26 protein-coding genes are annotated in these 24,952 nt (G+C 46.1%); 16 read left to right on the forward strand and 10 right to left on the reverse strand.

Features of this window, described 5'->3' with window-relative positions; genetic code table 11:
- Window positions 1-2: 2 nt before the first annotated feature.
- Window positions 3-497 (reverse strand): histidine phosphatase family protein, encoded by a 495-nt coding sequence (locus K2Y18_06070; protein MBX9805301.1) that lies wholly within the window; start codon window positions 495-497, stop codon window positions 3-5.
- A 120-nt stretch (window positions 498-617) separates the two neighbouring features.
- Between K2Y18_06070 and rsmD the strand changes: the two genes are divergently transcribed.
- The 8 genes from rsmD (at window position 618) to K2Y18_06110 (ending at window position 8,216) form a co-directional block, all read left to right on the forward strand.
- Window positions 618-1,160 carry a 16S rRNA (guanine(966)-N(2))-methyltransferase RsmD gene (gene rsmD / locus K2Y18_06075; protein MBX9805302.1) on the forward strand — a complete coding sequence of 181 codons (543 nt, stop codon included), beginning with the start codon at window positions 618-620 and terminating at the stop codon, window positions 1,158-1,160.
- Window positions 1,161-1,250: 90 nt separating this feature from the next.
- On the forward strand, window positions 1,251-2,225 hold the full coding sequence (locus K2Y18_06080) for a hypothetical protein (GenBank protein MBX9805303.1): 975 nt from the start codon (window positions 1,251-1,253) through the stop codon (window positions 2,223-2,225).
- A gap of 13 nt (window positions 2,226-2,238) precedes the next feature.
- Window positions 2,239-3,528: a DUF3570 domain-containing protein gene (locus K2Y18_06085; protein ID MBX9805304.1), complete on the forward strand. Its 1,290-nt coding sequence runs from the start codon at window positions 2,239-2,241 to the stop codon at window positions 3,526-3,528.
- Window positions 3,529-3,642: 114 nt separating this feature from the next.
- Window positions 3,643-4,509, forward strand: coding sequence for an FAD:protein FMN transferase (locus K2Y18_06090; protein MBX9805305.1), 867 nt, complete (start codon window positions 3,643-3,645; stop codon window positions 4,507-4,509).
- A gap of 344 nt (window positions 4,510-4,853) precedes the next feature.
- Window positions 4,854-5,864, forward strand: a complete 1,011-nt coding sequence (locus K2Y18_06095; protein MBX9805306.1) for a hypothetical protein — start codon at window positions 4,854-4,856, stop codon at window positions 5,862-5,864.
- A 15-nt stretch (window positions 5,865-5,879) separates the two neighbouring features.
- The gene (locus K2Y18_06100) at window positions 5,880-7,199 is read left to right on the forward strand and encodes a DUF3570 domain-containing protein (protein ID MBX9805307.1); all 1,320 of its coding nucleotides are present in this window, start codon (window positions 5,880-5,882) and stop codon (window positions 7,197-7,199) included.
- Between the two features lie 368 nt (window positions 7,200-7,567).
- Entirely contained in the window at window positions 7,568-7,972 is a 405-nt protein-coding gene (locus tag K2Y18_06105) for a hypothetical protein (GenBank protein ID MBX9805308.1), read from the forward strand.
- Between the two features lie 19 nt (window positions 7,973-7,991).
- The gene (locus tag K2Y18_06110; GenBank protein ID MBX9805309.1) at window positions 7,992-8,216 is read left to right on the forward strand and encodes a DUF4266 domain-containing protein; all 225 of its coding nucleotides are present in this window, start codon (window positions 7,992-7,994) and stop codon (window positions 8,214-8,216) included.
- Between the two features lie 66 nt (window positions 8,217-8,282).
- Here the strand turns inward: K2Y18_06110 and K2Y18_06115 are convergent, their stop codons facing one another.
- The 6 genes from K2Y18_06115 to K2Y18_06140 form a co-directional block, all read right to left on the reverse strand.
- Entirely contained in the window at window positions 8,283-9,491 is a 1,209-nt protein-coding gene (locus tag K2Y18_06115) for a hypothetical protein (GenBank protein MBX9805310.1), read from the reverse strand.
- A gap of 60 nt (window positions 9,492-9,551) precedes the next feature.
- The gene (rlmH, locus tag K2Y18_06120; GenBank protein MBX9805311.1) at window positions 9,552-10,010 is read right to left on the reverse strand and encodes a 23S rRNA (pseudouridine(1915)-N(3))-methyltransferase RlmH; all 459 of its coding nucleotides are present in this window, start codon (window positions 10,008-10,010) and stop codon (window positions 9,552-9,554) included.
- A gap of 10 nt (window positions 10,011-10,020) precedes the next feature.
- On the reverse strand, window positions 10,021-10,347 hold the full coding sequence (rsfS, locus tag K2Y18_06125; GenBank protein MBX9805312.1) for a ribosome silencing factor: 327 nt from the start codon (window positions 10,345-10,347) through the stop codon (window positions 10,021-10,023).
- Between the two features lie 156 nt (window positions 10,348-10,503).
- On the reverse strand, window positions 10,504-10,707 hold the full coding sequence (gene rpsU / locus K2Y18_06130) for a 30S ribosomal protein S21 (protein ID MBX9805313.1): 204 nt from the start codon (window positions 10,705-10,707) through the stop codon (window positions 10,504-10,506).
- A gap of 80 nt (window positions 10,708-10,787) precedes the next feature.
- On the reverse strand, window positions 10,788-12,470 hold the full coding sequence (gene recN / locus K2Y18_06135; GenBank protein ID MBX9805314.1) for a DNA repair protein RecN: 1,683 nt from the start codon (window positions 12,468-12,470) through the stop codon (window positions 10,788-10,790).
- A 12-nt stretch (window positions 12,471-12,482) separates the two neighbouring features.
- Window positions 12,483-13,370 (reverse strand): outer membrane protein assembly factor BamD, encoded by an 888-nt coding sequence (locus K2Y18_06140; protein ID MBX9805315.1) that lies wholly within the window; start codon window positions 13,368-13,370, stop codon window positions 12,483-12,485.
- Window positions 13,371-13,772: 402 nt separating this feature from the next.
- On the opposite strand from K2Y18_06140, the gene K2Y18_06145 reads away from it, so the two are divergent.
- The 7 genes from K2Y18_06145 to K2Y18_06175 all read left to right on the forward strand — a co-directional run bounded on the left by K2Y18_06145 (window position 13,773) and on the right by K2Y18_06175 (window position 19,819).
- A complete protein-coding gene (locus tag K2Y18_06145) occupies window positions 13,773-13,946 on the forward strand; it encodes a hypothetical protein (GenBank protein ID MBX9805316.1) in 174 nt (57 codons plus the stop codon).
- Window positions 13,933-15,465: a cytochrome ubiquinol oxidase subunit I gene (locus tag K2Y18_06150; protein MBX9805317.1), complete on the forward strand. Its 1,533-nt coding sequence runs from the start codon at window positions 13,933-13,935 to the stop codon at window positions 15,463-15,465. The genes K2Y18_06145 and K2Y18_06150 overlap by 14 nt, the downstream gene beginning before the upstream one ends.
- Window positions 15,462-16,613, forward strand: coding sequence for a cytochrome d ubiquinol oxidase subunit II (cydB, locus tag K2Y18_06155; protein ID MBX9805318.1), 1,152 nt, complete (start codon window positions 15,462-15,464; stop codon window positions 16,611-16,613). The genes K2Y18_06150 and cydB overlap by 4 nt, the downstream gene beginning before the upstream one ends.
- Window positions 16,614-16,623: 10 nt before the next feature.
- On the forward strand, window positions 16,624-16,722 hold the full coding sequence (cydX, locus tag K2Y18_06160; GenBank protein MBX9805319.1) for a cytochrome bd-I oxidase subunit CydX: 99 nt from the start codon (window positions 16,624-16,626) through the stop codon (window positions 16,720-16,722).
- On the forward strand, window positions 16,719-16,967 hold the full coding sequence (locus tag K2Y18_06165) for a cyd operon YbgE family protein (protein MBX9805320.1): 249 nt from the start codon (window positions 16,719-16,721) through the stop codon (window positions 16,965-16,967). Before cydX ends, K2Y18_06165 begins: the two co-directional genes overlap by 4 nt.
- 221 nt (window positions 16,968-17,188) lie before the next feature.
- Window positions 17,189-18,190 carry a hypothetical protein gene (locus K2Y18_06170; GenBank protein ID MBX9805321.1) on the forward strand — a complete coding sequence of 334 codons (1,002 nt, stop codon included), beginning with the start codon at window positions 17,189-17,191 and terminating at the stop codon, window positions 18,188-18,190.
- A 36-nt stretch (window positions 18,191-18,226) separates the two neighbouring features.
- The gene (locus K2Y18_06175; protein ID MBX9805322.1) at window positions 18,227-19,819 is read left to right on the forward strand and encodes a hypothetical protein; all 1,593 of its coding nucleotides are present in this window, start codon (window positions 18,227-18,229) and stop codon (window positions 19,817-19,819) included.
- Here K2Y18_06175 and mfd read toward each other — a convergent pair.
- Both mfd and K2Y18_06185 read right to left on the reverse strand, forming a co-directional pair.
- On the reverse strand, window positions 19,800-23,237 hold the full coding sequence (gene mfd, locus K2Y18_06180; GenBank protein ID MBX9805323.1) for a transcription-repair coupling factor: 3,438 nt from the start codon (window positions 23,235-23,237) through the stop codon (window positions 19,800-19,802). The genes K2Y18_06175 and mfd overlap by 20 nt on opposite strands.
- The gene (locus K2Y18_06185) at window positions 23,228-23,470 is read right to left on the reverse strand and encodes a succinate dehydrogenase assembly factor 2 (protein ID MBX9805324.1); all 243 of its coding nucleotides are present in this window, start codon (window positions 23,468-23,470) and stop codon (window positions 23,228-23,230) included. The genes mfd and K2Y18_06185 overlap by 10 nt, the downstream gene beginning before the upstream one ends.
- Before the next feature lie 140 nt (window positions 23,471-23,610).
- Here K2Y18_06185 and K2Y18_06190 point away from each other — a divergent pair, with 140 nt between their 5' ends.
- Window positions 23,611-24,084, forward strand: coding sequence for a GNAT family N-acetyltransferase (locus K2Y18_06190; GenBank protein MBX9805325.1), 474 nt, complete (start codon window positions 23,611-23,613; stop codon window positions 24,082-24,084).
- 254 nt (window positions 24,085-24,338) lie between these two features.
- On the opposite strand, the gene K2Y18_06195 is transcribed toward K2Y18_06190, so the two are convergent.
- Window positions 24,339-24,809: a YbhB/YbcL family Raf kinase inhibitor-like protein gene (locus K2Y18_06195; protein ID MBX9805326.1), complete on the reverse strand. Its 471-nt coding sequence runs from the start codon at window positions 24,807-24,809 to the stop codon at window positions 24,339-24,341.
- Window positions 24,810-24,952 lie beyond the last annotated feature (143 nt).

Genomic DNA, 24,952 nt, shown 5'->3' on the forward strand with positions numbered 1-24,952 from the left:
GCTTAAGGTACCAAAAAGGATTGAAGCGTAAAGCGTGCCGGAGAGGCATCTTGCCACTTCGTGAAGTTCCCTTCAAAAATAGCAACACCTGAAGTCGGCACCATTCTTGGCATTCCGGGTTGTTGGGTTACCGACATAACGGCATTTAGAAAATCACTCACCGCAGGATTGTGCCCAATGACCATGACAAAGTCTTGTGAATTTTCAATATCATGAAGGCGGTTTATTAAATTGGATGCTGGCGCATGATAGAGTCCATCGTCAAAAGCCGTCTCACAATTTGAAGGAAGAATGGCTTTAATCCCTTCCAATGTCTGGCGTGTGCGCTTCACATTGGAGCACAACACGAGTTGTAAACCTTGCAAGTTTCCTTGCAATTTCCGCCGGATTAACTCCAACTCTTCCATGCCTCCCCCCGATAAACACCGGTCACGATCATTCAAGCCCATTTGTTCCGGCTGAGATTCAGCATGTCGCATCAAAATCAGTTTCTTCATAAATCTATCGCTTTTAATCGTTTTCTTGTCATCATATTAGCGCGAAAGATGATTGGTTCACAAGTCAGCTCAAACCATGATAAAAGGGGGAAACTCATTAGAATGTGAAGAACCTTATAAATGCGCATAATTGCTGGAAAATATCGACGTCGACAGCTCTTTTCTCCGCCCTCCTCAACACGTCCTACCTCAGACCGGGCTCGAGAAGCAATATTTAACATTATCAACAGCTTGGATGCTGACCTGATTGACGGTGCCTATGTATTAGATGCTTTTGCCGGCAGTGGAGCGCTTGGCCTTGAAGCTTTATCCAGAGGCGCCGCCCACGCAACATTTCTGGAGCAAAACCGCCAAGCTATACAGACTTTGAAGGAAAATATCACCAATCTTGGCCTTGAATCCCAAAGTAGCGTGTTGATCGGGGACGCCAACAACCCTCCTAAAACATTAAGGCCCATGAGTCTGATCTTTTTAGATCCACCTTACGATCTGCTCTTAGAGGATACCATCCTCGCAACCCTACACAATCAAGGGTGGATCGATTCTTCAACCTTGATTGTTCTGGAAACATCATCTAAACGCCCATTGAACCTCCCCTCCACGACTGCCCTCATCGACCAACGTCGCTATGGCGCTGCACTGATTTCGTTTCTAAAAAAATAATCGCTAAAATTTTATCAATATTCTTGACACCCGATGTAATTCCCTATGGAATTGATATTAACCATATATTAATAAATTAGGTGTCGACGCATGCAGTTCAACGGGTCATTTTCTGTTTCATCCCTTGTTTTGTTAGGATTATTATCTCTGCAAGCTCAGTCCAAGGACGCGCCACCCCCACCCCCAACCACAACAGCACCTATCACAACTCCCTCCAGCACAACACCCCCTGGACCGAGCCTTTTTGGCATGACCAAGAAACCCGAAGGTGTCGATGCTGCTCAGAAGATGAAAGAGGAACCCGTTAAGCCCGTTGAGACCAAATCCACTTGGATTCCTGATGACCGTAAAGCCGGCACAATAACCATTAAGCCTTTGACGGTGAATCTAACGGCACTGACGTTTGGCATGTCAAGCAAGCATCAAAAACTCAATGGTTTTCCTATCGACGCCTACCGATGCCCTTTTGGATTTATGGCGAACCGAACAGAACGAAATGGCGCAGGGTATGATCTTGAGCTCGGCGTTATGGCCACAAAAGAAATTGAACTCTTCACAATTCTTAGCTTTTCTCATGAAACGGGTACCGATAAGGTTAATGTGATGAATGCGCCATATTTTGCGCCGCTACCTGGCATTATCGTCACCAATATGGCCTATGATTTTGATTCCCGCAACAATTATGAAATATCTCTGGGGAGTCGATATTATTGGAATACGCAAAAACCCTGGTTTCCGTTTGTTGGCATCTTCGGGACAGCAACTTTTCAAGGTAGCGTAAGGGCAAAGGTATACAATGTCATTCCGGGCGGTTTTCTTAATGAATATGCCCCTCTTGGACGTTTTACGCTCCAGAGTCGTAAAACCCTATGGGGGGGTACGTTCCAATTTGGTGCCGATTACCAATTTAATAAGTGGGTCTCCCTCACCCTTTGTGCTGGCTTAAGATATACGCCTCGCCCTGGAATAACACTTACAACAATCAATAATACACCCATTAGTTTCCGCGATAACCAAAGCATATGGAGCCTTCCCGTTCTGGTGGCCCTGAAGATAACATTATAAGGTGAAGTGATAAATGTCTAAGAACCTCCCCTCATCCCTTGGCTTTCAATCTCTCATGGTTGCCGCTTTAGCGCTTCCAGGAATTCAAGGCGCAAAGGCAGACTCCCTCATAACAAAACCCCAAACTGATTTCCAGTATACACGTTACGATGAAGGTTACAAACGTTACCAAATTGATATCTATCAAGGGCTATTAAAGATACCACTTGGTCAATCAACAGATTTAGAAGTAACAATTGATCAAGAAATGCAAGCCGGTCCAACAACCGCTACATATGTGCCAGCAGCTTATTATGGGCTAGGGTCAATATCAACTTTGGTTGAAGCGCGCACAGAAGAATCGGTACGCTCACATCGTCGTGAGGTCATGATAAAGCCCCGCTTCTTTGGAGACGATTATCATGTTGGAGTGCATGCTATTGTTTCAGAAGAAGAGGATTATGAATCCAAAACAGCTGGGGTGCAATACACACAAGATTTCAACAAAGTAAACACATCGCTCAGCGCAGGGTATGCCTATTCAGATGATGCAGTTAAGCCTACACCCCAAGCCTGCGGCTTACTCCTCATTAGAAAATCCACACGATCAGCAATAAATACCCATCGTTTTACAGTCGATCTGCGGCAGGATTTAACAACAACGACTACAATACATGCAGGGCTTGAGTTTATCGCTAATCGAGGGTATTTAGATGACCCCTATAAGGTTGCTTTGATTTGGGGAAATGCGCTGGCGTTGCGGTCTGAAACTTATTACTATGGCGGACCATTTGGGTTCGATGTCACTGTGGGTCGTGATCGCAGGCCAAACTATCGAGGCACTTTAGGATCAAGTTTCAAGCTGATTCAACACATTAAAGCTCTTGATTCGACGGTCCATTTTGGATACCGGTATATTCAGAATACGTGGAACATTCACTCTCACACCTTCACCCTTGAATATTACCAACAAATCAACTCTGATTTTGAAATTGTTCCAAGTGTCCGCTATTATGCCCAAAACGAAGCTTACTTCTATGCGATGGCATTTGATATTCAGGGTGGTGCCCCCTTCCCAGCCAAGCGAATTTATGGAAATGAGCCAGCTTCAACTGATTATCGATTGGCAAGGTATGGATCTTTTGGGGGGGAATTGAAATTTAACTATAAATTCCTAGAGGATAAGTCAGGTAAATTTACAATTTTGATGGGGGCCATTAATCGACGCAACAAATTCTATTGGGGAAGAAATCCAGTACTACCCAACCCAACAAATGAATTCAAGACGTACTACGGATCGATCGGTATGAGTTTTGTATTTTAGGAACAGCAAAAGCTCACACATTTCATCTGTCTTGAACAAGGCTAATATGATAACTTCTCTTGAGAGTTAATACAGGAGGCCAATCTGGAGAAGTATCATTATCCTTTTGAAACGATGGGTTGCCCTGCTAATTTTAAATTTTATGCCCCCAACCCTATAAAAGCTGAAGAGGTTAAAGAGGCAGTGCTGGCCCTATTGGATCGATATGATCAATACTACACCAACTATTCCTCCACCAGCTTCACAGCTGAAATTAATCGCCAAGCTGGCTCCTCGAAGGGCATTATCGTTGATGATGAAACGGCTGCATTGTTAGATTATGCCCAATCTTGCTACGAATTGAGCGATGGTCTTTTTGACATAACGTCAGGACCGTTACACCGCATTTGGCGATATGAGGCAGCAGACCCTTCAATACCTACCCAAGGCGAGATTGACGAGGTTTTGACTTATATCGGCTGGAATAAGCTCATTTGGGAGAGGCCACGCCTCATTTTGCCCATTCCTCACATGAATCTTGACTTTGGGGGTGTTGTCAAAGAATACGCGGTGGATGCAGGTGTTCGCCTGGCCAGAGATTTGGAGACCTATCATGGAGTGCTCGAGATTGGCGGCGATATTGGCGTTATTGGCCCCCATCCGGACGGAAGACCTTGGAACATTGGCATTACAGCCCTCCATGACCGCGATAAGAATATCGGACGTGTTCCCCTCGCTCAAGGCGCCATAGCAACCAGTGGGAGTTATGCGCGATGCATGGTTATTGATGGTGTTCGATATTGCCATATTTTGAATCCAAAAACTGGCTATCCAGTTCAAGGAGTAACGAGCGTTTCTGTTATTGCTGATTTGTGTTTAGTAGCAGGAAGCTTAACGACAATCGCATTTTTAAAAGGCCAAGAAGGCCTTAAATGGCTTGAAGAACAAAATCTCCCTTTCGTTTTTGTAGACGATAATTTGAAAATAACTTCCTCAAAGTAGTTACTTTAACACTAATGAGAATTTTTTCATTAAAACAACCTAGGTAAAGTATAGATATTGTATTGAAAAACAAAGATTGAAAGTGCATCTTCTTAGCACGAAAATAGTCGTAGAGTTAATATTTTTGATACCATTAAGATTGTTGTAATGGCCCCAAAATTTTCACTCCCCTTTCGTCCTTATAAGCTGTTCTATATTCCCCCCCCCATTAGGACTCAGCTCATAGGAGACTGGTGATTTATATTTTTTTAACATAAATTAATAAAATTTTAATAAATTTATTGACAAGCACACCGCTTTGTTAGGATGATTTAGTTAGAGGCTATTTACTAAGGTACAAAAACATGAAGTTAAAAACACTGTCATCAGTTTCATCGATTGTCTTGTTTGGATTATTGTCGATCAAAGGTTACTCAAAAGAAGCAACGACAACCAGTGATCACTCCTCAATTAAGCCGGTTTCTATCACAAAGCCAGTAAACACACCACTACCGGGCATAACCCCTTTTGAAAGTAGCAAGAAACCCGAAGGAGATGCTAATAAGACTGATAATAAGCAAGAAGCAGCGATACCCGTTCCCCTAAAGCCTGAATGGATACCAGACGACCGAAAGGCTGGGACAATCACCATAAAGCCATTATCGGTATATTTTGGAGCTATGACCGTTGGACTTTCCCAGAAGCGCCAAAAAATTAATGGTATAAAGCTAGAAGCTTATCGCAGCCCCTTTGGATATATGCTCAATACGACGGATAGAGCTGGAATTGGCTACAATTTCGAACTCGGATATATGATAACCAAAAGCTTTGAAGCGTTCACCATTCTGGGTATAACACACGAAACCGGTATGAGAAAAATTAATGTAATGTTTCCCCCCTTTCAAGGGACTTTCGCTCGATCAGGCAATAGTTTATCTATTGATTTTAAGCCGCGAAATACTTTTGAAGTATCCTTAGGAGGACGGTACTATTGGAATACACAAAAACCATGGTTCCCCTTTGTTGGACTCATGGGAACATTAGCATTCCAGGAAAAAGTAGAAAGTACTATTTATTATAAATTGTCTAATCAATTTGATACACGTTCCTATGTTGGCCCCTTAGTCCTTCAAAAGAGGAAAACGCTATTTGGTGGAGCTTTACAAGTCGGAGCCGATTATCAGTTCACCCAACACATAGCCCTGACCTGCGCTTTGGGTGTGAAATATTTATCTCGTCCTTCTGTAACTTTGTCATCAATAACTTCTCCAACCCCGCCTCCAGCTGGATTTAACAGAATAGTAAACATGTCCTTCCGAGATAACCAAAGTCAATGGAGTTTCCCTGTCCTGGCTGCTCTAAAGATAACGTTTTAGGGATAAGGAGAAAGAATGATGAATATGATTAAAAGTACCCCCGCATTTGCAGTACATTCACTTATGCTTGCAGCACTAAACCTCCCCGGTATCCAGAGCGCACTTGCAGAGTCACGTACGACTAAACCCCAAACAGATTTTCTCTATACGAGAACTGATGAAGGCGCACGTAGATATCAAATAGATTCCTATTTGGCTAATTTAAAAATGCCACTAGGAGAAAAGTTTGATATTGATTTCACAGCTATCCATGAGGCCATGTCAGGCGCAACCACCGTTTTATATTTAACAAAGGGGTATAATGAGGGCAGCTTAGACAACAAAACGTTAGTTGAGTCACGTACGAATGATACAATTTATGATAGCCGTCGTGAAGTCTCAATCAAACCTCGATATTTTGGTGAGAACTATAATGTTGGCCTCGTAGGGATCATTTCTGAAGAAAATGACTATGAATCAAAGACAGTCGGAATAAATTATGGCTTAGACTTCAACAATAATAATACCGAGCTGCGTTTTGGGTATTTATTTTCAGACGATGCAATAAAAGCATCCCAAAGTGCTAATGCTAGACGGCTTGTGCGTATAAGAGAACGCAAAGCGGCAATCAAAAACGATTTTTCTATCGGGATAAAGCAAGACTTGTCGACAACATCCCTCGTAAACGGAATGATTGAATTTATTGCTGATAAAGGATTTTTAAGCGATCCCTATAAAGCCGTATTAATTTGGGGGGATGCTAGACCTAAGCGTTCGTCTGCTTATTTCTTCAACCTGCTGGGAGGGGCCGTTAATCCTACAAATCTCTCAAATGCCACTCTAGACAACGATAGACGGCCTGACTACAAGGGAACACTTGCCGCAAGTGTTCAGTTTATTCAGAAGATTACGCCCCTTGACTCTTCCGTACATCTTGGGTACCGCTTCGTCAAAAATACCTGGGATATTAAGTCACATACCATTAATCTAGACTATTACCAACAAGTCTCAAACACTTTTGAGGTTGTTCCTAGTGTTCGATATTATACTCAAAACGAAGCGTATTTCTATGCAATGGCGTTTGATATTGTAGGGGGAGCACCCTTCCCAGCAAAAAGAATCTATGGAAATGAACCTGCCTCATCTGACTACCGCTTAGGTAAATATGGTTCTATCACGGGGGAGATTAAGTTTAATTTCAAATTTATGGAAGATAACTCAGGAAAGTTTACTTTTGCCATGGGTCATATCTATCGTCGGAATACACTGGCGTGGGGTAGCAAGCTTCTACCACGAAACCCAACAAATGACTTTAAAACATATTACTTCTCAGCGGGCTTAAAGTTTGTCTTCTAGAGAATTATATTATTAAAGTAATAGTTTATAGACAAACCCCTCCAGTTTTCATAATAAAATGGGAGGGGTTTGTTATTTATAAAATAAAAAATCACGGCTCTTATAAAATTAAGCGAGACTGAGACTGAACATCAATGAAGACCTGTTTAGTATTACTGAATGCCTTGCCTCATTGACCTTTTCCTGCTTTTAAAAAAGGTAACAGAAGCTAAAATTTCCCAATTGCTCCAATGAGAATAATCTAGTTATTAAAAAAACAAATAATTATTATGTAAATATTTAAAATAAAGTCAATTCACCTATTGAATTCCTAAATTATAAAACTATATCTAAAAGTGAGATTAAATTTTTAATTAAGGAGAAATTCGATGATTATACTTCTAAAGTTTCGATTTTTAACAGCGTTCTTGATTTTGCTCTTTTTGGTCGCCTCAAATGCTTATGCCAAACCGACTGTATATGACTTTGCCGCTTCTTGGTGCGAACCCTGCAAACGGGATGTCAACAGAGACAATATATTAAACAGCGAAGGAATCGCTAACTTTGTCTTGGTCATTGAAGACAATGAAAGAGCTAAAGGGGAGGCGTTTGTTGCGGCAGCCGGCCCAAATTTCCCTGTAGAATACGACGACGGTCATGCCAAAGCAAATTCCATGGGTGCTGCAGGTAGCACTCCCTCTTTAGTCATTGTCGGGAGTGATGGAAAAACGGAAGTTGTTATGGGCTCAATTGGCATCGATGAACTGAGAGCAAAAATAAAGGCACATTCATAAAACTAAAAGGAGCTATATCATGAAAATACAAATATATACATTCACCCTGTTAAGTGTCCTGACCCTAGGATTTTTAGGAGGGTGCACTACTGTAGAGCCCTGGGATCGCAACTATTTGGCTCAAGACAGCATGAAAGCCATTCCTGACCCTCTCGGCACGTCCTATAAGGTCCATGTGCAAGAAAGCCGGGAAGGAACGCACGGAGCAACAGGCATCAGCGGTGGTGGTTGCGGTTGTACGTAATTCATAAATGTGACACTCAAAAAGCCCGAGATCCATGGATCTCGGGTTTTTGTCTTTAAAGAGAGGCTAAAGACCCTTCACATGAAATAACCCTTTTTTCTTTAAAGGCTCAGCAGCCCAAAGGAAATTCTGGATTCCAAATCCCTCTAATTTCGGCATATCCCGGTTATAGCCAATTGTAACAACACTTCCGTCCCGAAGGTAGCCCAACGTAATGGCCGTATGTCCCCCAGAACCTACAGTTACCTTCATCTCAGGGTCTGTATTAGCAAATCGACGATGCCAATAAATTTGGCCAGGTTGGATGTCGTTTTGGGGATCCTTTACGGTCACAACTTCCATATTTTTCAACAAATAGGTGGCATCAGCACCCGTTTCCCATCCCGCAGGAATCAAGCCGACTAAACCGGATAATTTCCGATAAGCGCAAAGCTGATCTGCGGTAGTATAGGCAGGACTTCCCGTAAGGAAGGCCACCCCGGAAGAGCAATCCTGGGGACCAAAACGTTTTCCTTGCCCATACCGAGGCTCTCCCAGATGTCCACCAAAAGAATACCCACTATGAGGAATAACTAGGCCCAACTTTGCTCCGGGTTCATAAGGACAGGCAAAACTGTAAGAAGACATATCAAGCTCAAGATCCGGTAATGCAGCCACATGCGCTAACGCAGAACCATCAAACCATTTAAGCCCCATACTGCCAAATCCCTTTGAAGGACCTTCTTCATGGGTCGCAAGCATATACAGGAGAGCTGTCTTGAGGTAAGTTCCCCGAGAATTGCCCCAGATGGTTATGGTGTTATCCCCCCCGAGCTGAGTAACCGTTTGTTGATCATAACTATAACCCTTTGGATTGTTGCCCTCTAGGATCTCGAAAAATGATTCGGTGATTAAAGGTTTAACGCCCGTTAAAATCTCTAGGGTTTTGTGGGTGTTGACGGGGAAGCTCGCCTTGACACCCGGTTTCTTCAAGGCCGTATTGAACAATGCAGTTGTTGCTTCATCACGGTTAATTTGTGATAATATCTTTGCTTGCCAGGCTTCTGGGTCTTCACCTTTTTGAGAATTTTGTATAGTCGAAAGACGCTTTCTTAAATTATTGATTTGCGCTATAGTTTCTTCCCGAAATTTCTTTTCTTCCTGAAAGGCTTTTGCCGCTAGACCTCCTGAATGAGTTGCTCTTTCAAAAATACCAGCAAGCTCATTTTCCATCCCTAGAGCGGAAGGGACAACGATCAGCGTACAAATATACATTTTTAAAGTTAGCAGTTTCATGGTTTCCTCCAATGTTAAAGTTAAAAAGTCTGAAGAAACGTTTTATATTTTTTTGAGATATTACACCCGATGATAAGGATGACCAATCAAAATTTGTTGGGCTCGGTAGAGTTGTTCAGCCAACATTCCCCGAACCAACAAATGGGGCCAGGTCATCTGACCAAAGGAGATGAGTCGTTGACAACGGGCTCGTACCGCCTCACTGAACCCATCCGCCCCACCAATAAGAAAGGTGAGAGATTTGACCCCTTCGTTGCGATAGGTGTCTATGATCCTGGCAAATTGGGGACTTGTCAAGGATGACCCTCGCTCATCCAGCCCAATCACAAGAGAATCCGGGTCTATAGCTTGCAATAGAAGCTCCCCTTCCCATGTCTTGACTTGATCTGCCGCTCCGCTTTTGCGACAAATCACCTCTTTCATTTCAAAAGGCCAGGATAAGCGGGTGAGATATTGTTCAAACAGGTCCTTTTCTGGGCCGGCTTTCAAGCTTCCCAAACATAAGAGTATGATTTTCATGGATTATTTTTTAAGACGAGGATGGCTCAGCCAATTCAACGCGCCACATTTTCTCTAAATTGTAAAAGGCGCGGACTTCTGGTCGGAAAAGATGCACGATGACATCGAAAGCATCAACCAAAACCCAGTCACACTGGGGCATACCTTCAATTGTTGATTGAATGCCATAGGTTTTAAGCTCCACTTGAACCGCCTCAGCCATAGCGCCAACTTGGCGTGAGGATTGGCCACTGGCAATGATCATATAATCGGTAATGGACGTCTTTCCGATGAGATTCAAAGTTACAACGTCTTCAGCCTTCTTATCATCCAAAATCTTTTCAATAATGGCACACATCTCAGCTGACGACATGTTCGGTTGTTGTATTCTCTTACTAATGACTGTTTCTCCCTATAGCATGCTGGGTTTTTAAGGCCAACACGATAATCGATAAAAAAGGGGGACAAAGAAGCCCCCCTTTTTCCTAATTTCACTTAAAAGAAAGGGATAAATTTAATACCCTTCCCGTTCCAAGCGCTTGCGCATTAATTTCCGGAAACGGCGGACCGCTTCGGCCTTTTCTCGCGCACGGCGAATAGAAGGCTTTTCAAAGTGACGGCGCAATTTCATTTCTCTGTAAATTCCTTCACGCTGCATCTTTTTCTTCAAAACACGTAACGCTTGGTCAATATTATTATCGCGTACATCGACTTTCACGAATCATCAACTCCCTTCCTTAAAATTTGGTTTATTCAACCATAAACAAAGCTTATAGCATGATTTTTTTTCAAATACAATCATCTCGCAACCATTAATCTTTGAGCCGCTGCCCGGGCTTCCACGGTTATTTCAGCCCCTGACAACATACGGGCAAGCTCATCTTCCCGTTCCTGAACGCTTAAACAACGAACGGAAGTGCGCATATAGGGCCCCTGATCTTCCTTAAAGACCAAGAAGTGGGTATCCGCATAAGCTGCCAGCTGAGGAGAGTGGGTAATGCTTAAGACTTGAACATCGTGACTGAGCTTTTTGAGTCGCTCCCCAATGGCCGCCGCCACAGCCCCGCCGACGCCGGTGTCAATTTCGTCAAATATAATGGTTGGGATGGCTGACCTGCTGGCTAAGGCAACTTTTAAGGCCAGCATGAACCGGGCCAACTCTCCTCCTGAGGCTGATTTGCTCAAACTACAAAACTCTTGGCCTTTATTCATCACAACCATAAAATCAATACGATCAAGGCCAAATTCACCCCACTGGGTCTCACTCACTTCTGTTACCTGTACTTTGAATTGGGCTTGAGGGAGCATTAAGGCGGGTAATTCAGTCATCACGACTTGTTCTAGGATTTGAGCTCCTTCTAAGCGCTGTCGATGGAGATCTAATGCTGTTGTATGATATAACGCTCGGGCGTCCGCCGCTGCCTTTGCATGTGCCGCTAACATGTCATTACTTTGGGCAAGAGAGGAGAGTTGCTCCACCAGCTTATTTCGGAACGTAACCAAATCATCCCCCATCACCCCATATTTACGAGCCGCTGCCCGCAAGACATAAAGGCGCTCGTCAATCTCCAGGAGTCGTCGGGGCTGGTTAGCCAATTGTTCAGCTATTTCCTGAATTTGAGCGCTCGCTTCGACAACTTCCCCAACAGCGTGCTCTAAAGCTGCAATTGCTGCCTCAACTTTCCCATTGCCTTGCCCTTGAACCCTTTGGAGGGACTTTACAGCCCCATGAAGGGCAGACTCAATAGGGGGTGTTTGTAAATGTCCTGTAGCATCTCGAATCGCCTCATTCAACTTGCCGATATGAGCCAGCTCTTCACGCTCCTTTAAAAGAATATCCTCTTCACCAGCCACAGGATTCAGTTTCTTTAATTCTTCGAGTTGAGTTTTCAAGAAATCTTCATTTTGGCGCACCATGGCAAGGTTGGATTCGGCTTCCTGCCATTGACGATGCTCTTGTTGCCAGGCGTGATAATGAACCCGAACTGAGTCACGTAATGTTTGTACTTTGCTGAATTCGTCCAGCAAGAGTCGATAGGAAGTTGGATCAAGCAAACGGTCAAATTGACCATGAATTTCTAGAAGTGCATCTCCAAGTAGGCGCAGCAACCCAACACTCACCATCTGTTCATTGATAAAAGCACGACTCCGTCCTGAAGATGTCCCTGCTCGATTTAAGATCCGTCGAAAAACGAGAATCTCTGGGCAAATTCCCCCCTCCTCCGCCAACCCATGTTCTTCAAGCAGTTGCGTCACATAAGAATTGTCTTTGATGGAAAATTCGGCACTAACGACGGCTTGCTCCGCCCCTTGCCGAATAAGGGAAACATCTCCACGCATGCCCAAGGCCAAGCCCAATGCATCCAGCAAAATTGACTTTCCAGCGCCCGTTTCCCCTGTCAAAACACTCAAAGACGATTCCACACTTAAATGAAGAGTGTCAATCAATACGAGGTCTTTGATTGAAAGGCTTAAGAGCATTTCAGATACCGATTATCCCTTAGGTTTCTTTTGAGGTGGCGCCTTCCCAATAGGCACCGGTGACTGAGTGAGTGGAGAACTATCTTCAATGGATTCAGCTGGCTTTTCCTTGCCTTTAGGACCCGTCCCCGGCTTTGGAGCCTGGCTCAACGCATCAGGAATTGTGTCGCGAATAAGCGAATAGGTATCTTCATACCAAGTGCTCCCTGGATAATTGTAGCCCAAAATGGCGGCTGTCTTCTGGGCTTGGTCAAGAATTCCCAAAGCCAAATAGCATTCGACGATACGATGCAACGCTTCAGGGGTATGAGAGGTTGACTGAAAACCCTCCACAACATTTTTAAATCGATTGAGAGCGGCTAAATAGGCTTGTTGCTTCAAATAATAACGACCAACATCCATTTCTTTGCCGGCTAAGTGGTCCCGAATAAGATCCGTCTTGAGCCTTGCATCTTTTCCATAAGGGCTCGCGGAATAACGGCGCGTTACTTCTTCAAATGCCCTCAATGCATCTTCCGTTGTTTTTTGATCCCGTTCGATCATGGGGACTTGCTCATAATAACAAATACCAACCATATAATAGGCGTAGGCGATATATTCATGTCCCGGGTGAAGCTGGATGAAAACATTGTAGTTCTCAATCGCATCATCATATTTTTTCGCCTGATAGTATGAATACGCAGCCATTAACAAGGATTTTGGGGCCAACGCAGAATAAGGATGTTGACGTTCCACTTCCACGAAAGCAAGAGCAGCGCGGCTATAACTGCCGTTTTCAAGATAATCCATGGCTTGGTTGTAAAGAGTTTCAACCGGTTGTTCGACAAATGTTTCCTCTGAATCAGAACAGCCCGTTTGCAAAAGCAACGGACAAACACACAGGAGAAGGGCTATAGACATACCTTTTATTGCTTTATTAAGTTGCATAATCTTTCCTTAAATGACAGGATATAAAAAATCTGTCCCCACCATAGCATAACCCCACCCTGAACATAAACCTTGATTTTGTGGGCCCAAAACCCGGGCAGAATTGCGAGATATGTCGGTCTAACCCCTTATACCTGATATATGTTTATGTTCTTATTCAATATGTTAGGTCATCGCGAGAAGCGCATACGACGTGGCGATCCATGTATTCAATGTTCCTTGAAGAGTACAATATGCATAAAAAATCAAATACATGAATTACCCATAATTAGGGAAAATGGGGAATAGAATATTGTCCTATACCCCCTTGAAAAAGACGGCCGTACTCAATATGGTAAATTTAATTATAATTTTTTGGGAATTCTGACAGGCCCCATGCCAAAAACTTATCGCCGTGACTTGATCGTTCTATTTATCGGGAAACTTATTTTGTTGATCAGCTTATTCTTAGCCTGTTTCTCCCCGAAAAACCGCCCTGTGATTGGTCCTTCGCAAATGACTGGCTCCCTATTAAACCTCCCTGAGAAAGCACCCCATGCTGGAACTTGATGTCGCCCAACTATCACGCTTACAATTTGGCCTCACGGCTCTATACCATTTTCTGTTTGTCCCCTTAACGATCGGGCTTGCCTTGCTCCTAGCTATCATGGAAAGCGTCTACGTCATGACGAATCGGGAGATTTGGCGTCAAATGACCAAGTTCTGGGGACTGCTTTTCGGCATTAACTTTGCCATGGGGGTGGCCACTGGAATTACCATGGAATTCCAATTTGGCACCAACTGGGCCTACTACTCTCACTATGTTGGGGATATCTTTGGTGCCCCTCTTGCCATCGAGGGGCTCATGGCCTTCTTCCTCGAAGCCACATTCGTTGGGCTGTTCTTCTTTGGGTGGGATCGCTTAACCAAAATTGGGCATTTAAGTGTCACCTGGCTTTTGGCCATCGGCTCCAACCTCTCGGCTTTTTGGATTCTCGTAGCCAATGCTTGGATGCAGAATCCCGTAGGATCCCAATTCAATTATCAGACCATGCGTATGGAAATGACCTCTTTCTATGACGTGATTTTTAATCCGGTTGCTCAGTCTAAATTCGTTCACACGGTTAGTGCCTGCTATGTCACTGGCGCGGTTTTTGTCATGGCGATTAGCGCTTATTACCTGCTTCGGGGTCGCCACGCTGACCTTGCAAAACGGTCAATGACGGTTGCTGCAAGTTTTGGCTTGGCTTCGGCCTTATCGGTTGTGGTATTGGGAGATGAAAGCGGCTACACCGCCTCTCAAAACCAAAAGATGAAGCTAGCCGCCATCGAAGCCATGTGGGAAACGGAGCCTGCCCCTGCTGGATTCACGATATTTGGGATCCCAGACCTTGTCACCCATCGCAACAATTATGAAGTGAAGGTCCCTTGGATGTTGGGGCTCATCGCCACCCGCACGGTGGACACGCCGCTCCCAGGAATCAAAGACCTTGTAGCGCAAGCCCACACGCGAATCCGCAACGGCATGATTGCTTATGAGGCGCTCTATAAACTGCGTCAAACCAAGGCGGCGCCGGATCCTCAAACGTTGGCACTGTTTAATCAACACCAGCATGATCTCGGCTACGGCCTCCTTCTCAAGCGCTATACGCCAACGGTTTCGGATGCAACGGACGCACAAATCTCAAAGGCGGCCTGGGATACAGTTCCTAATATCATACCCTTGTTCTGGTCTTTCCGATTCATGGTCGGCATTGGATTTTTTCTCATCGCTTTCTTTATGACGGCATTTTACCTCTCCTCTAAGAGACGTCTTGAACAAAACCGGTGGTTCTTAAGGCTCTCTTTTCTTGTGCTGCCCCTTCCCTGGATTGCCTCTGAGCTGGGATGGATCGTCGCCGAGCATGGCCGCCAGCCTTGGGCCATCGAAGGCATTTTGCCCACAAACCTTGGCGTCTCAAGCATAACCTCCGGGCAGGTGTGGTTTAGCCTCATCGGATTTGTGGTCTTTTACACCCTTCTTGCCATCATCGATGTTTTCTTAATGATCAAGTATATTAGATTAGGTCCTGTCGAGGAGTACGCATGATTCACACCCTTATTGACTATGAAACCCTTCGGTTGATTTGGTGGGCTCTTCTCGGTGTGTTGCTGATTGGATTTGCCATTATGGATGGGTTTGACATGGGCGTTGCCATGCTCTTACCCTTCACCGCCAAAACAGATGGAGAGCGGCGGGTGGCGATCAATTGCATAGCGCCTGTGTGGGAAGGGAACCAGGTTTGGTTTATCCTCGGGGGTGGCGCTATTTTTGCTGCCTGGCCGCTTGTCTATGCCGCGGCTTTCTCTGGATTTTATGGCGCGATGTTTTTGGTGCTGGTTGCCCTTATCTTGAGACCCGTAGGATTTAAGTTTCGCAGTAAGGTCGAAAATCCCACCTGGCGCGCGCTTTGGGATTGGGCGTTGTTCATCGGGGGTTTTGTTCCCTCTCTTGTTTTTGGGATTGCTTTTGGCAATATCTTGAAAGGTGTCCCTTTTCACTTTGATGACACGTTACATACTTTTTATACAGGCAGTTTCCTTGACCTCTTGACCCCATTTCCCTTGATCTGTGGATTGTTGAGTGTGAGTCTTTTTACCATGCATGGCGCAACCTACCTTGCTTTAAAGACCCATGATCCCATTTCCTCAAGAGCAAGAATTGCAGGAGTTCGAGCCTCCCTCTTGACCATGATCTTCTTTACCGTGGGATGGATATTCTTGAAGAACGGATGGGTTGAGGGCTTTCGTCTTCTGGAAAATGCAGGCACAGGGGCCCCTTCCAACCCTTTGACCAAAAGTGTTATCCAGGAATCTGGGGCATGGCTCAACAATTATGCGCTGTACCCCTGGACGTGGACGGCGCCTGTTCTTGGCTATGGGGGAGCTGCGTTGACTGCCGTATTACTTCTCCTCAAACAGCCAGGGAAAGCCTTCATCACGAGTGCTTTTGCTCAAAGCGGTGTCATTGCGACGGCAGGTTTGAGCCTTTTCCCCTTTATTCTTCCCTCTTCCTCTCACCCGAACAGCAGCTTGATGGTGTGGGATGCCTCATCCAGCCACATGACTTTGTTCTTGATGTTGGTTGCGGTCATCATTTTTATGCCCTTGATTTTGATCTACACCGCTTGGGTATTTAGGGTCATGCGCGGTAAAGTGACGGAAGAAGCCGTGGTTGCGAACAAGCAGATGTATTAAGGAGACTTGGATGTGGTACTTTAGTTGGGTTTTAGGCTTAGGGCTGGCCTGTTGTTTTGCCATCTTGAATGCCATGTGGCTTGAACTCGATGAGTCGGACTCTAAATGATATCTCGCCTCATTTCTTTAACCATGGCCATCGGGCTCAGTTTGACCCTCCTGTTTGCCGCGCCCTTATTTGCGGATAAAATTCAAGGAGCTGGACGGGGCATATTGATGCTGGGTCTGATCGGCATCTCCGGTGGCTTTGTCCATGGGGTCGGCTTTGAGCCGCGCAGCATCTTCTTCAAGTTTTTGTTTAACCCCTGGATTTCCCGAATTTTAATGGCGTGTACACTGTTTTTTTATTGGTAGCTAACATATCCTATGAGTCCGTCTGGACGGTTATCTGGGTACAAAACCCTGTATTTACCTCTCCCACAAAGGGAGAGGTAAAATAGCCGCTTTTCCCCCACAAAGCACAACTCAATTGCAAAATTATATCTCCTCCCCAGATTCCCTCTCATTAATAATTATTTAATCCCTTTTAGGCGAGAATGGGACATCGAACCATTTATTTTAAGGGAGTTATTCACATGTTAAAGAAAGCACTACTCGCCAGCATCACAGCGATTACACTTAACCCGACAAATGCCGGTCAAGCAGCTCCACACCCGGCTGGGGCTCCACACCAGGCGGGACACCCTCACGCAGGACACCCTGGGGCTCCTCATGTTGTTGGGCACCACGAAATAGACTGCCCGCCGGGTTACAGGAAAGTGATCAAAATCATTGAGGGAAAGGAAAGCATTATCTATGAACTCGATGGAACGGTCCTTATTCATTCTGGTCATGGAGGTACAACCTCAACAACGACGACCACAACACATCATGATGGTGGTGACTTGCCTGTGAAGCCTAGTTCCAAGCTTGACATTACAGCTGAAATGGAAGAACAAGAAAATTTGAGAAAGGAACTTGAGTTACATGGGATCACCAGCATCTTTGTAAGACGCGGAAAATCTGAATCAGGTAAACAATATTCCGGCGACAAATATCCCCATGGAGTCTATTTCTTTGAAACGTCAGAGGACGATGGAACTGGAAAAATGAAGGCATTGAAAGTGCCTGGCTGGAAACTGGATTCAACGGTCAAGATAAAAGAAAACCTAAAACAAAGAGGTAAGACGACGGCTGGACAAAAAGCAGCTGCAGAAAAGCTTAGTAAACAGAAACAAAAACCCGTCGAAGCTGTTGTAAAAGCTGAAAGTCCTGGAGGCATTCCAGCAGACTCACTGTCAACCACAGCAAATCCGACAACCGTTAAAACACGTGCTAAAGCACCGACAAGCATCACCCTTCCAGGTGGCGGTGGCACTCGTGAGTCTTCCAAAGGTACAGTGAACGTTGCTCAAACAGGGTTAACAGGCGGACCCGCTCCGAAAGTTGACACCTCCGAAACAATGGCAGCGGTTGCACCGCCTTCCCAAGAAACGGCAGCTGTACCTGGAGCGATTCCACCAGCACCACCGCCTCCGCCACCCGCTAACGTTCCAGGTCAAAAGGCAGCGGAACCTGCAGTTACGCCGGCTGGTTAGCTTGTTCAATAGGGAACTTTAACATTTGGATGAACAATGGTGGAATATGGTAAAGATTGGATACACAAGAGACTCGGAAAAGTTTTTTCTCTGTTCTGCTTGATGTCCTTGCTGCTCAGCGAAGGTGCTCTTTCGGCTGGAGCCGCAGCTGCGCCTATACCAGCAGCTTCTAAGCCTGCAACAGGTGTGTCTTCATCATCTCTGTCAAAAGTTACCTCTTCTTTTCTCCAGAAAATGATTCTTGAAGGCAAAGCGAAATTTGTCTGCATCAAGGAAGTGTGTGCCAACTCACTTTGTGTGAAAGAAGAATGCGCCAAATCCCTTTGTGCTCAAGAAGAATGTGCACAAACCCTATGTGCTAAGGAAGAATGTGCCAAAGATATCTGTGCTGGACAAGAGTGCATAAAGAAGGAATTGTATGAGGAAGGACGCATCGTGACTCCCCCTTCAAGTGCAGGTATGGAGCTGGAATCTCAAGATCAGACGATTACCCCACCCTACCCACCGGCTCCGTTTGGCGGTAGCGGCATGGAACTGGGATCACAACAACAAACAATTACAACACCTTTCCGACCTGCACCGTATGGCGGAGCTGGAATGGATTTGGGATCACAACAACTAATGATTACACCACCATTCCGACCTGCACCGTATGGCAGTAGCAGCATGGGTATGGGGACACAACAACAGACGGTTACACCACCATACCCACCAGCACCGTATGGCAGTAGCAGCATGGGTATGGGGACACAACAACAGACGGTTACCCCACCATTCCGACCTGCACCGTATGGCAGTAGCAGCATGGGTATGGGGACACAACAGCGGACGGTTACCCCCCCCTACCCACCGGCTCTTCCTCCAGGCGGCGGTGGCTATACTCCTCCAGGCAGTGGTGGCATAATACCTCCAGGCGGTAGTGGCATAATACCTCCAGGCGGTGGTGGCTTAATACCTCCAGGCGGTGGTGGCATAACACCTCCAGGCGGTGGTGGCATAATACCTCCAGGCGGTGGTGGCATAACACCTCCAGGCGGTGGTGGCATAACACCTCCAGGCGGAGGTGGCGGCAGAACAGTCACGCCTCAAAGACCTGTTGGACCGATCTTTGGGCCTTCTACTGCCAGAACACAAGGCTCTCCAGGGGTGGCTGCTGGGGGTGTCACTGGAGCACCTGGTGCAAGAGGTACAGGAGCCACTGGAGTTACAGGAGCTACTGGAGCTACTGGAATTACAGGAGCTACTGGAACCCCTACGACCACTGGCACAATGACGCCTACAACAACAGCGGTTCCAACCGTAAGACCGAGTGTGCCGGGAGTTGTCCGCTTACCGACGAAGGCTGCGACGCAAAAAGAGATGGAAAAAGCTGTGGCGGTTCCAACGGAAGAGTCAGAACTAGGCAAACCAAAACAAGCAATGGCAAAGCCTGATGTGCCGCCGGTTGTTAAACCAAGTCCTCATGGTGTTATCTCAACAAGTAGTCCCTTCTACTTACCCAAAAAACCACCAGAAGGACACACAAAAACGGCAAAGAAAATCAAGAAGCACTTGAAAGAAAAGCCGCCTGTTGAAGAGCCAGATGAAGTGATTGCGGAAGATCTATCAATTAAGGATGCGAAGCAATAGCCTTCAACTTGGAGAGAAACGTACAGATCTGCTTTGCGCCTTTCATGCGTGCCCCAAGAGTATCCCAAGCTCTTATAAAGACCAGCTTATTATCCGGTCGAAGTTTTGCCGTCCCCTTTTGAGACTGCACAAACTCAAGAAGTCCTTGAATATTTTGAAATCTATTGTTGCGGAACGTGATCAGAGCTCCCTTGGGACCAATATCTAATTTTTCGATATCGGCTTGACGACAGAGTCCTTTAATTTCAATAAGTTCGAAGAGGTTAGACACTTCCCCAGGGAGCGGACCGAAGCGATCAATCATTTCCGCGGCAAACGCATCAATTTGATCCCGATTTTCTAACGCCGCAATGCGTCGATACAACCCGAGTCGTAAGGTTAAATCCTGAACATAGGCTTCCGGGATTAACACAGATGCTCCCAAATTGATTTGTGGGGCCCATTCAAAGTCTGGGGAAGCCCCCAATTCTTGCTCTGCGCGAACCATCAATATGGCCTCTTGAAGCAAATGCTGATAAAGTTCAACCCCAACTTCGCGCATATGGCCGGACTGCTCTTCACCCACGATGTTGCCCGTGCCGCGAATATCCATGTCATAACTGGCCAGGGTAAACCCAGCACCCAAATTATCCAAAGTTTGCATGACCTCGAGGCGCTTGGTGGCATTGGCAGAGACGACCTGACCTTCGGGTAACGTCAGATAAGCATATCCTTGAATCTTTCCGCGGCCTACGCGCCCTCGCAGCTGGTAAAGTTGGGCCAAACCAAACAGATCCGCCCGATGGATGATGAGGGTGTTGGCAGTGGCGATATCAATGCCAGATTCCACAATGTTCGTCGATAAGAGGACATCATAATCGCGGTCATAAAAGGCGTTCATAACTTCTTCGAGTTGGGTGGGGTTCATTTGCCCGTGGGCCATGATCAGGCGAACTTCGGGGATGAGTTCACGAAGAAGATGCTCCATCTTCGCCAAATCATCCAGGCGTGGGCTGACGAAGAAAATCTGCCCACCCCGATAATATTCCCGCAAAATGGCCTCCCGAATCACCACTCCATCAAACGGCATAACAAAGGTTCGAATCGCCAAACGATCGATTGGCGGGGTCGTGATCAGGCTCATCTCCCGTACTCCACTCAACGCCAGCTGAAGGGTCCGAGGAATCGGTGTTGCCGTTAAGGTCAAGACATGTACATCCGTACACATCTTCTTCAGCTTTTCCTTCTGTTTCACCCCGAAATGATGTTCCTCATCGATGATCAACAATCCCAAATCCGTAAAACTGGTTTTGTCTGACAGCAGAGCATGGGTCGCGATGATAATTTGTACCTTTCCATCGGTCACATCCTGGCGTATTTTCAACGCTTGAGCGGGTTTCACAAGACGCGAAATTTGCTCAACGCGATAGGGAAAGCCTTGGAAGCGGTCACGAAACGTGCGGTAATGTTGACGGCACAGCAAAGTTGTGGGAACGATAATAGCCACTTGCTTGCCTTGGGAGACGGCAACAAAGGCTGCGCGTAAGGCCACTTCGGTTTTGCCAAACCCGACATCTCCACAAACGAGGCGATCCATTGGTTTTCCAGAGGCCATATCCTCCAAAACTTCCTCAATCGCGCGCTGCTGATCTTCCGTCTCAAGATAGGGGAAGTGGGAGCAAAACTCCTCATATTTTGTGGGATGTTTCTCCAGGATCTGTCCCTCATGCAAAGCCCGTTCTGCGGCAAGTTTGATGAGATAATCAGCGACTTCTCGAATGCGCTTCTTGACTTTGGCTTTGCGCATTTGCCAGGCACTTGACCCCAATCTATCCAGTTGGGCAACGGCCCCTTCCCCGCCATAACGAGTAATCATTTCAATGTTTTCTACAGGCAAAAACAGCTTATCGCCCCCGTCATAGATCAAACACAAACAATCATGGGACGCTGCGCCTACCTTAATGGTCATCAAACCTTCGTAACGACCAATGCCTTGATCACGATGAACCACCAAGTCTCCTGGCGTCAGTTGCGCAACTTCAAGGAAGAATTGGTCGGTCTTACGGCGTTTTGAGACGGCTCGGGCAACGCGGTCTCCTAAAAGATCTTGCTCACTAATCACCAAAAGATGGGGCAGTTCATACCCGCGTTCTAAAGGATATATCAGAGCAACTGCACCTTCAGTCCCACCCGGCCAGGCATCAACAGCTTGTACGCCTTTAATCTCATGTTCTTCCAGAATCGTGAGTAACCGATCCCTTGCCCCTTCTGAGAAACAAGCAAGTATGACTGGTTTCTTCTTTTGTGCAGCATCGGTCAACCGCTCGGCCAAAACCTCAAAGGCCTTCACTCTGGCTGTGCTTTGCGCTGCGCCAAAGTCTGCCAGGATTTTCCCTTGATAATCTTGAAGGGGTGAGCCCTGGTTTGTTTCTTCCCCATGAAAGGGGGTTACTTTTGACCAAGGTGATGTTTGGAGAAATGTATCCCAATCAGTTGATGTCCAATAGAGAAGCTCAGGGGGCAACGGGCGATACTTCGTGCCCTGATCGCCTGGAATGGGGGTGTTACGGGCTTGATAATATTCTTGGATCGTTTGAAGATGCGCAGCTGCTGCCCCTTCGCAAGCTTCCTCAAGGTAAATTTGGGCGCCTTCCACATAGTCAAGTAAGGTCTCGCATTTTTCGAAAAACAAGGGGAGCCAATGCTCCATTCCCCCATATTTGCGCCCCGCTGAGATGGCTTCATACAAAGGATCATTGGCCGCCCCAAACAATTCCCGATACCGGGTGCGAAAATGGCTAATCCCTTCAGGAGTCAATGTCAGCTCACTGACAGGCTTCAAAACCACTGTATCCAACGCCGACAAGGTTGTCTGAGTCATGGCATCAAAGCTGCGGAGCTGATCAACCTCATCTCCAAAAAAATCAATGCGCACTGGGTCGTTGACGCTTGTGGGGAAGAAATCAATGATGCCGCCGCGCACTGCATATTCTCCGGATTCTCGCACCGTTTCAGAACGCACATAACCCATCTCGTTTAAGAATTTCAGCAAATGATCCCGCTTCAGGCTCTTTCCCATTTGAATGGTTAAGGATTGACCTTCTAAGGAACTTTTTGGCGGCAGGCGCTGAAGCAAAGCCGCAACGGAGGTGATCACGCAACGCGGTGTGGCGGTTGGTTCTAGCAAGGTCGTCAGCACATTAATGCGCATGGTCATCACATCAAGGCCGGAAGACACCCGATCATAAGGCAAACAATCCCAAGCCGGGAAATAAAGGGGGTGCAATGAGGGGCTAACAATCTCTAACTGTTCAACAAGGCGCCTGGCTTTGGCTTCTGTTGCACAAATATACAGAGTCAGTTGATCTGCGAATGGAGAGGAGAGAAGAAGAGCTTCTGCGCCATCGGGAACGCCAGCATAAATATGGTTTACCGACATTGATGAAATTCCCAGATACGCCGAACCATGGCTTCATTTTCTGGAATCGGCCGCCGACCTGTGATCCAGGCAAACAAATCCCCATCCTCATGAGCGAGCATGGACTCGTAAGCCTTAAGTTCAGCGGCCGACAGGGTTGGTAATACTTCATCGGCAAATAGACCCAGAAGAAGATCATTCTCTCGCGTGCCTCGATGCCAGCTTTGATGGTTTAATTTTTTCAACAACTTCATACGGTTGTTATAGACTTCTTAGAGAGTGATAGCAAGATTTGGGAAGAATCTCTTGACTTTTTTTGCGTTTGATCCAAAATGGCAGTGTTCATTCCGAAACGAAGCTTGATGCGACTATTTAACCAACAAAGGGGGATACGATGCCTCAAACCACATTAAAATACCGCCCCATTCAGCCCACCGATCTTCCAGTCCTCAACAAAATGATGCGTGCCGCAAAAGGACACTGGGGCTATTCTGAAGATCAACTGGATCGATTTATGGACTCCTACAGCATTAAGGGTACCGGTTATTTTGAAAATGCTTATGGTTATATAGCTGAATCTCCTGAAGGGATTGCAGGGTACTATGTGTTGAATACGGCTGATAAAGCCCCGAAGCTGGATCAATTTATCCTCAACACAGAGCTGATCGGCAAAGGATTAGGCCGTCAACTCTGGAATCATTGTGTCGCTGAGAGCCAAAAGAAGGGCTGGAAAGAAATCGCATTCTGTTCAGACCCCAATTCTTGCGGCTTTTTTGAACATATGGGCGCTGTTAAAGTTGGCGAAAAACCCATGGTGACTGTCCCCGGTCGCACTTCTCCATTGATGCGATTTTCGGTGCCGAAGTAGGGGTTGGGAAGTTTCGTTGTAGAAAAAAGCTTCTGGATTTTATAGATATTTCAATTAGGGAATTGTCATTGCGAGGAGCGAGGCGAGGAAGCAATCCAGGGGCAACAAAATAGATCTAGAAATTGTATTTGCTTCTCAAATCACTTAGATAGACGGTCCTTGGCCCCTGGATTGCTTCGCTATGCTCGCAATATTACGGTATAAAATCAAGCAAGCATGTGCAACTTAGCAGTTAAACCTCAATCCCAGTCATTTCATCCCCGAGGCCGGTCATACACACCCACAAGCTCAGCTTGCTCCAAGATATGGCCTTTCATAGCGGCTTCAACTTCAGCTTTGCTTGCCCCTTCAGGCAAATTCAGGACAACGTCAAGAGCGTAGAGTTTAAAGAAATAGCGGTGTTGGCGATCCGGCGGGCAAGGTCCTGTATACCCTAACTTACCACCCGTATTCTTCCCTTGGACCGCACCCGGTACACCTAGAGAATTTTCAACGAGCCCTGATACCGATGTTGGAATGTTGAACAAGAGCCAATGATCCCACATTCCGTCTGCCCTAAGGTGTTTGGGAACATCTGGATCATCTACAAGAAGAGCGAGACTTTTGGTGCCGGCAGGGATTCCATCCCACTTAAGAGCAGGGGACGTGTTCGCCCCATCACAAGTATATTGACCTGGAATGGAGGCATTAGCTTGAAAAGCGGGGCTTTTGAGAGTTAAGGCCATGGTTTGCTCCATTAGTGAAAATATGGTGATAAGAAGATAAGTACTACGCTTCATTAAGACACCTCCTTATTTAAAAAGAATGGACTAAGGCTGCTTTAAATTAACGGCTTTCAACATAAATGCGGGAACTTCTGACCCAAACC

This window comes from Alphaproteobacteria bacterium (genome assembly GCA_019746225.1).
Taxonomy (GTDB): Bacteria; Pseudomonadota; Alphaproteobacteria; order Paracaedibacterales; family VGCI01; genus VGCI01.

Coding starts and splice junctions, on each gene's coding strand:
- K2Y18_06070 (MBX9805301.1), bottom strand. CDS start 497: ATGAAGAAACTGATTTTGATGCGACATGCTGAATCTCAGCCGGAACAA.
- rsmD (MBX9805302.1), top strand. CDS start 618: ATGCGCATAATTGCTGGAAAATATCGACGTCGACAGCTCTTTTCTCCG.
- K2Y18_06080 (MBX9805303.1), top strand. CDS start 1,251: ATGCAGTTCAACGGGTCATTTTCTGTTTCATCCCTTGTTTTGTTAGGA.
- K2Y18_06085 (MBX9805304.1), top strand. CDS start 2,239: ATGTCTAAGAACCTCCCCTCATCCCTTGGCTTTCAATCTCTCATGGTT.
- K2Y18_06090 (MBX9805305.1), top strand. CDS start 3,643: ATGGGTTGCCCTGCTAATTTTAAATTTTATGCCCCCAACCCTATAAAA.
- K2Y18_06095 (MBX9805306.1), top strand. CDS start 4,854: ATGAAGTTAAAAACACTGTCATCAGTTTCATCGATTGTCTTGTTTGGA.
- K2Y18_06100 (MBX9805307.1), top strand. CDS start 5,880: ATGATGAATATGATTAAAAGTACCCCCGCATTTGCAGTACATTCACTT.
- K2Y18_06105 (MBX9805308.1), top strand. CDS start 7,568: ATGATTATACTTCTAAAGTTTCGATTTTTAACAGCGTTCTTGATTTTG.
- K2Y18_06110 (MBX9805309.1), top strand. CDS start 7,992: ATGAAAATACAAATATATACATTCACCCTGTTAAGTGTCCTGACCCTA.
- K2Y18_06115 (MBX9805310.1), bottom strand. CDS start 9,491: ATGAAACTGCTAACTTTAAAAATGTATATTTGTACGCTGATCGTTGTC.
- rlmH (MBX9805311.1), bottom strand. CDS start 10,010: ATGAAAATCATACTCTTATGTTTGGGAAGCTTGAAAGCCGGCCCAGAA.
- rsfS (MBX9805312.1), bottom strand. CDS start 10,347: ATGTGTGCCATTATTGAAAAGATTTTGGATGATAAGAAGGCTGAAGAC.
- recN (MBX9805314.1), bottom strand. CDS start 12,470: ATGCTCTTAAGCCTTTCAATCAAAGACCTCGTATTGATTGACACTCTT.
- K2Y18_06140 (MBX9805315.1), bottom strand. CDS start 13,370: ATGTCTATAGCCCTTCTCCTGTGTGTTTGTCCGTTGCTTTTGCAAACG.
- K2Y18_06145 (MBX9805316.1), top strand. CDS start 13,773: ATGCCAAAAACTTATCGCCGTGACTTGATCGTTCTATTTATCGGGAAA.
- K2Y18_06150 (MBX9805317.1), top strand. CDS start 13,933: ATGCTGGAACTTGATGTCGCCCAACTATCACGCTTACAATTTGGCCTC.
- cydB (MBX9805318.1), top strand. CDS start 15,462: ATGATTCACACCCTTATTGACTATGAAACCCTTCGGTTGATTTGGTGG.
- cydX (MBX9805319.1), top strand. CDS start 16,624: ATGTGGTACTTTAGTTGGGTTTTAGGCTTAGGGCTGGCCTGTTGTTTT.
- K2Y18_06165 (MBX9805320.1), top strand. CDS start 16,719: ATGATATCTCGCCTCATTTCTTTAACCATGGCCATCGGGCTCAGTTTG.
- K2Y18_06170 (MBX9805321.1), top strand. CDS start 17,189: ATGTTAAAGAAAGCACTACTCGCCAGCATCACAGCGATTACACTTAAC.
- K2Y18_06175 (MBX9805322.1), top strand. CDS start 18,227: ATGGTGGAATATGGTAAAGATTGGATACACAAGAGACTCGGAAAAGTT.
- mfd (MBX9805323.1), bottom strand. CDS start 23,237: ATGTCGGTAAACCATATTTATGCTGGCGTTCCCGATGGCGCAGAAGCT.
- K2Y18_06185 (MBX9805324.1), bottom strand. CDS start 23,470: ATGAAGTTGTTGAAAAAATTAAACCATCAAAGCTGGCATCGAGGCACG.
- K2Y18_06190 (MBX9805325.1), top strand. CDS start 23,611: ATGCCTCAAACCACATTAAAATACCGCCCCATTCAGCCCACCGATCTT.
- K2Y18_06195 (MBX9805326.1), bottom strand. CDS start 24,809: ATGGCCTTAACTCTCAAAAGCCCCGCTTTTCAAGCTAATGCCTCCATT.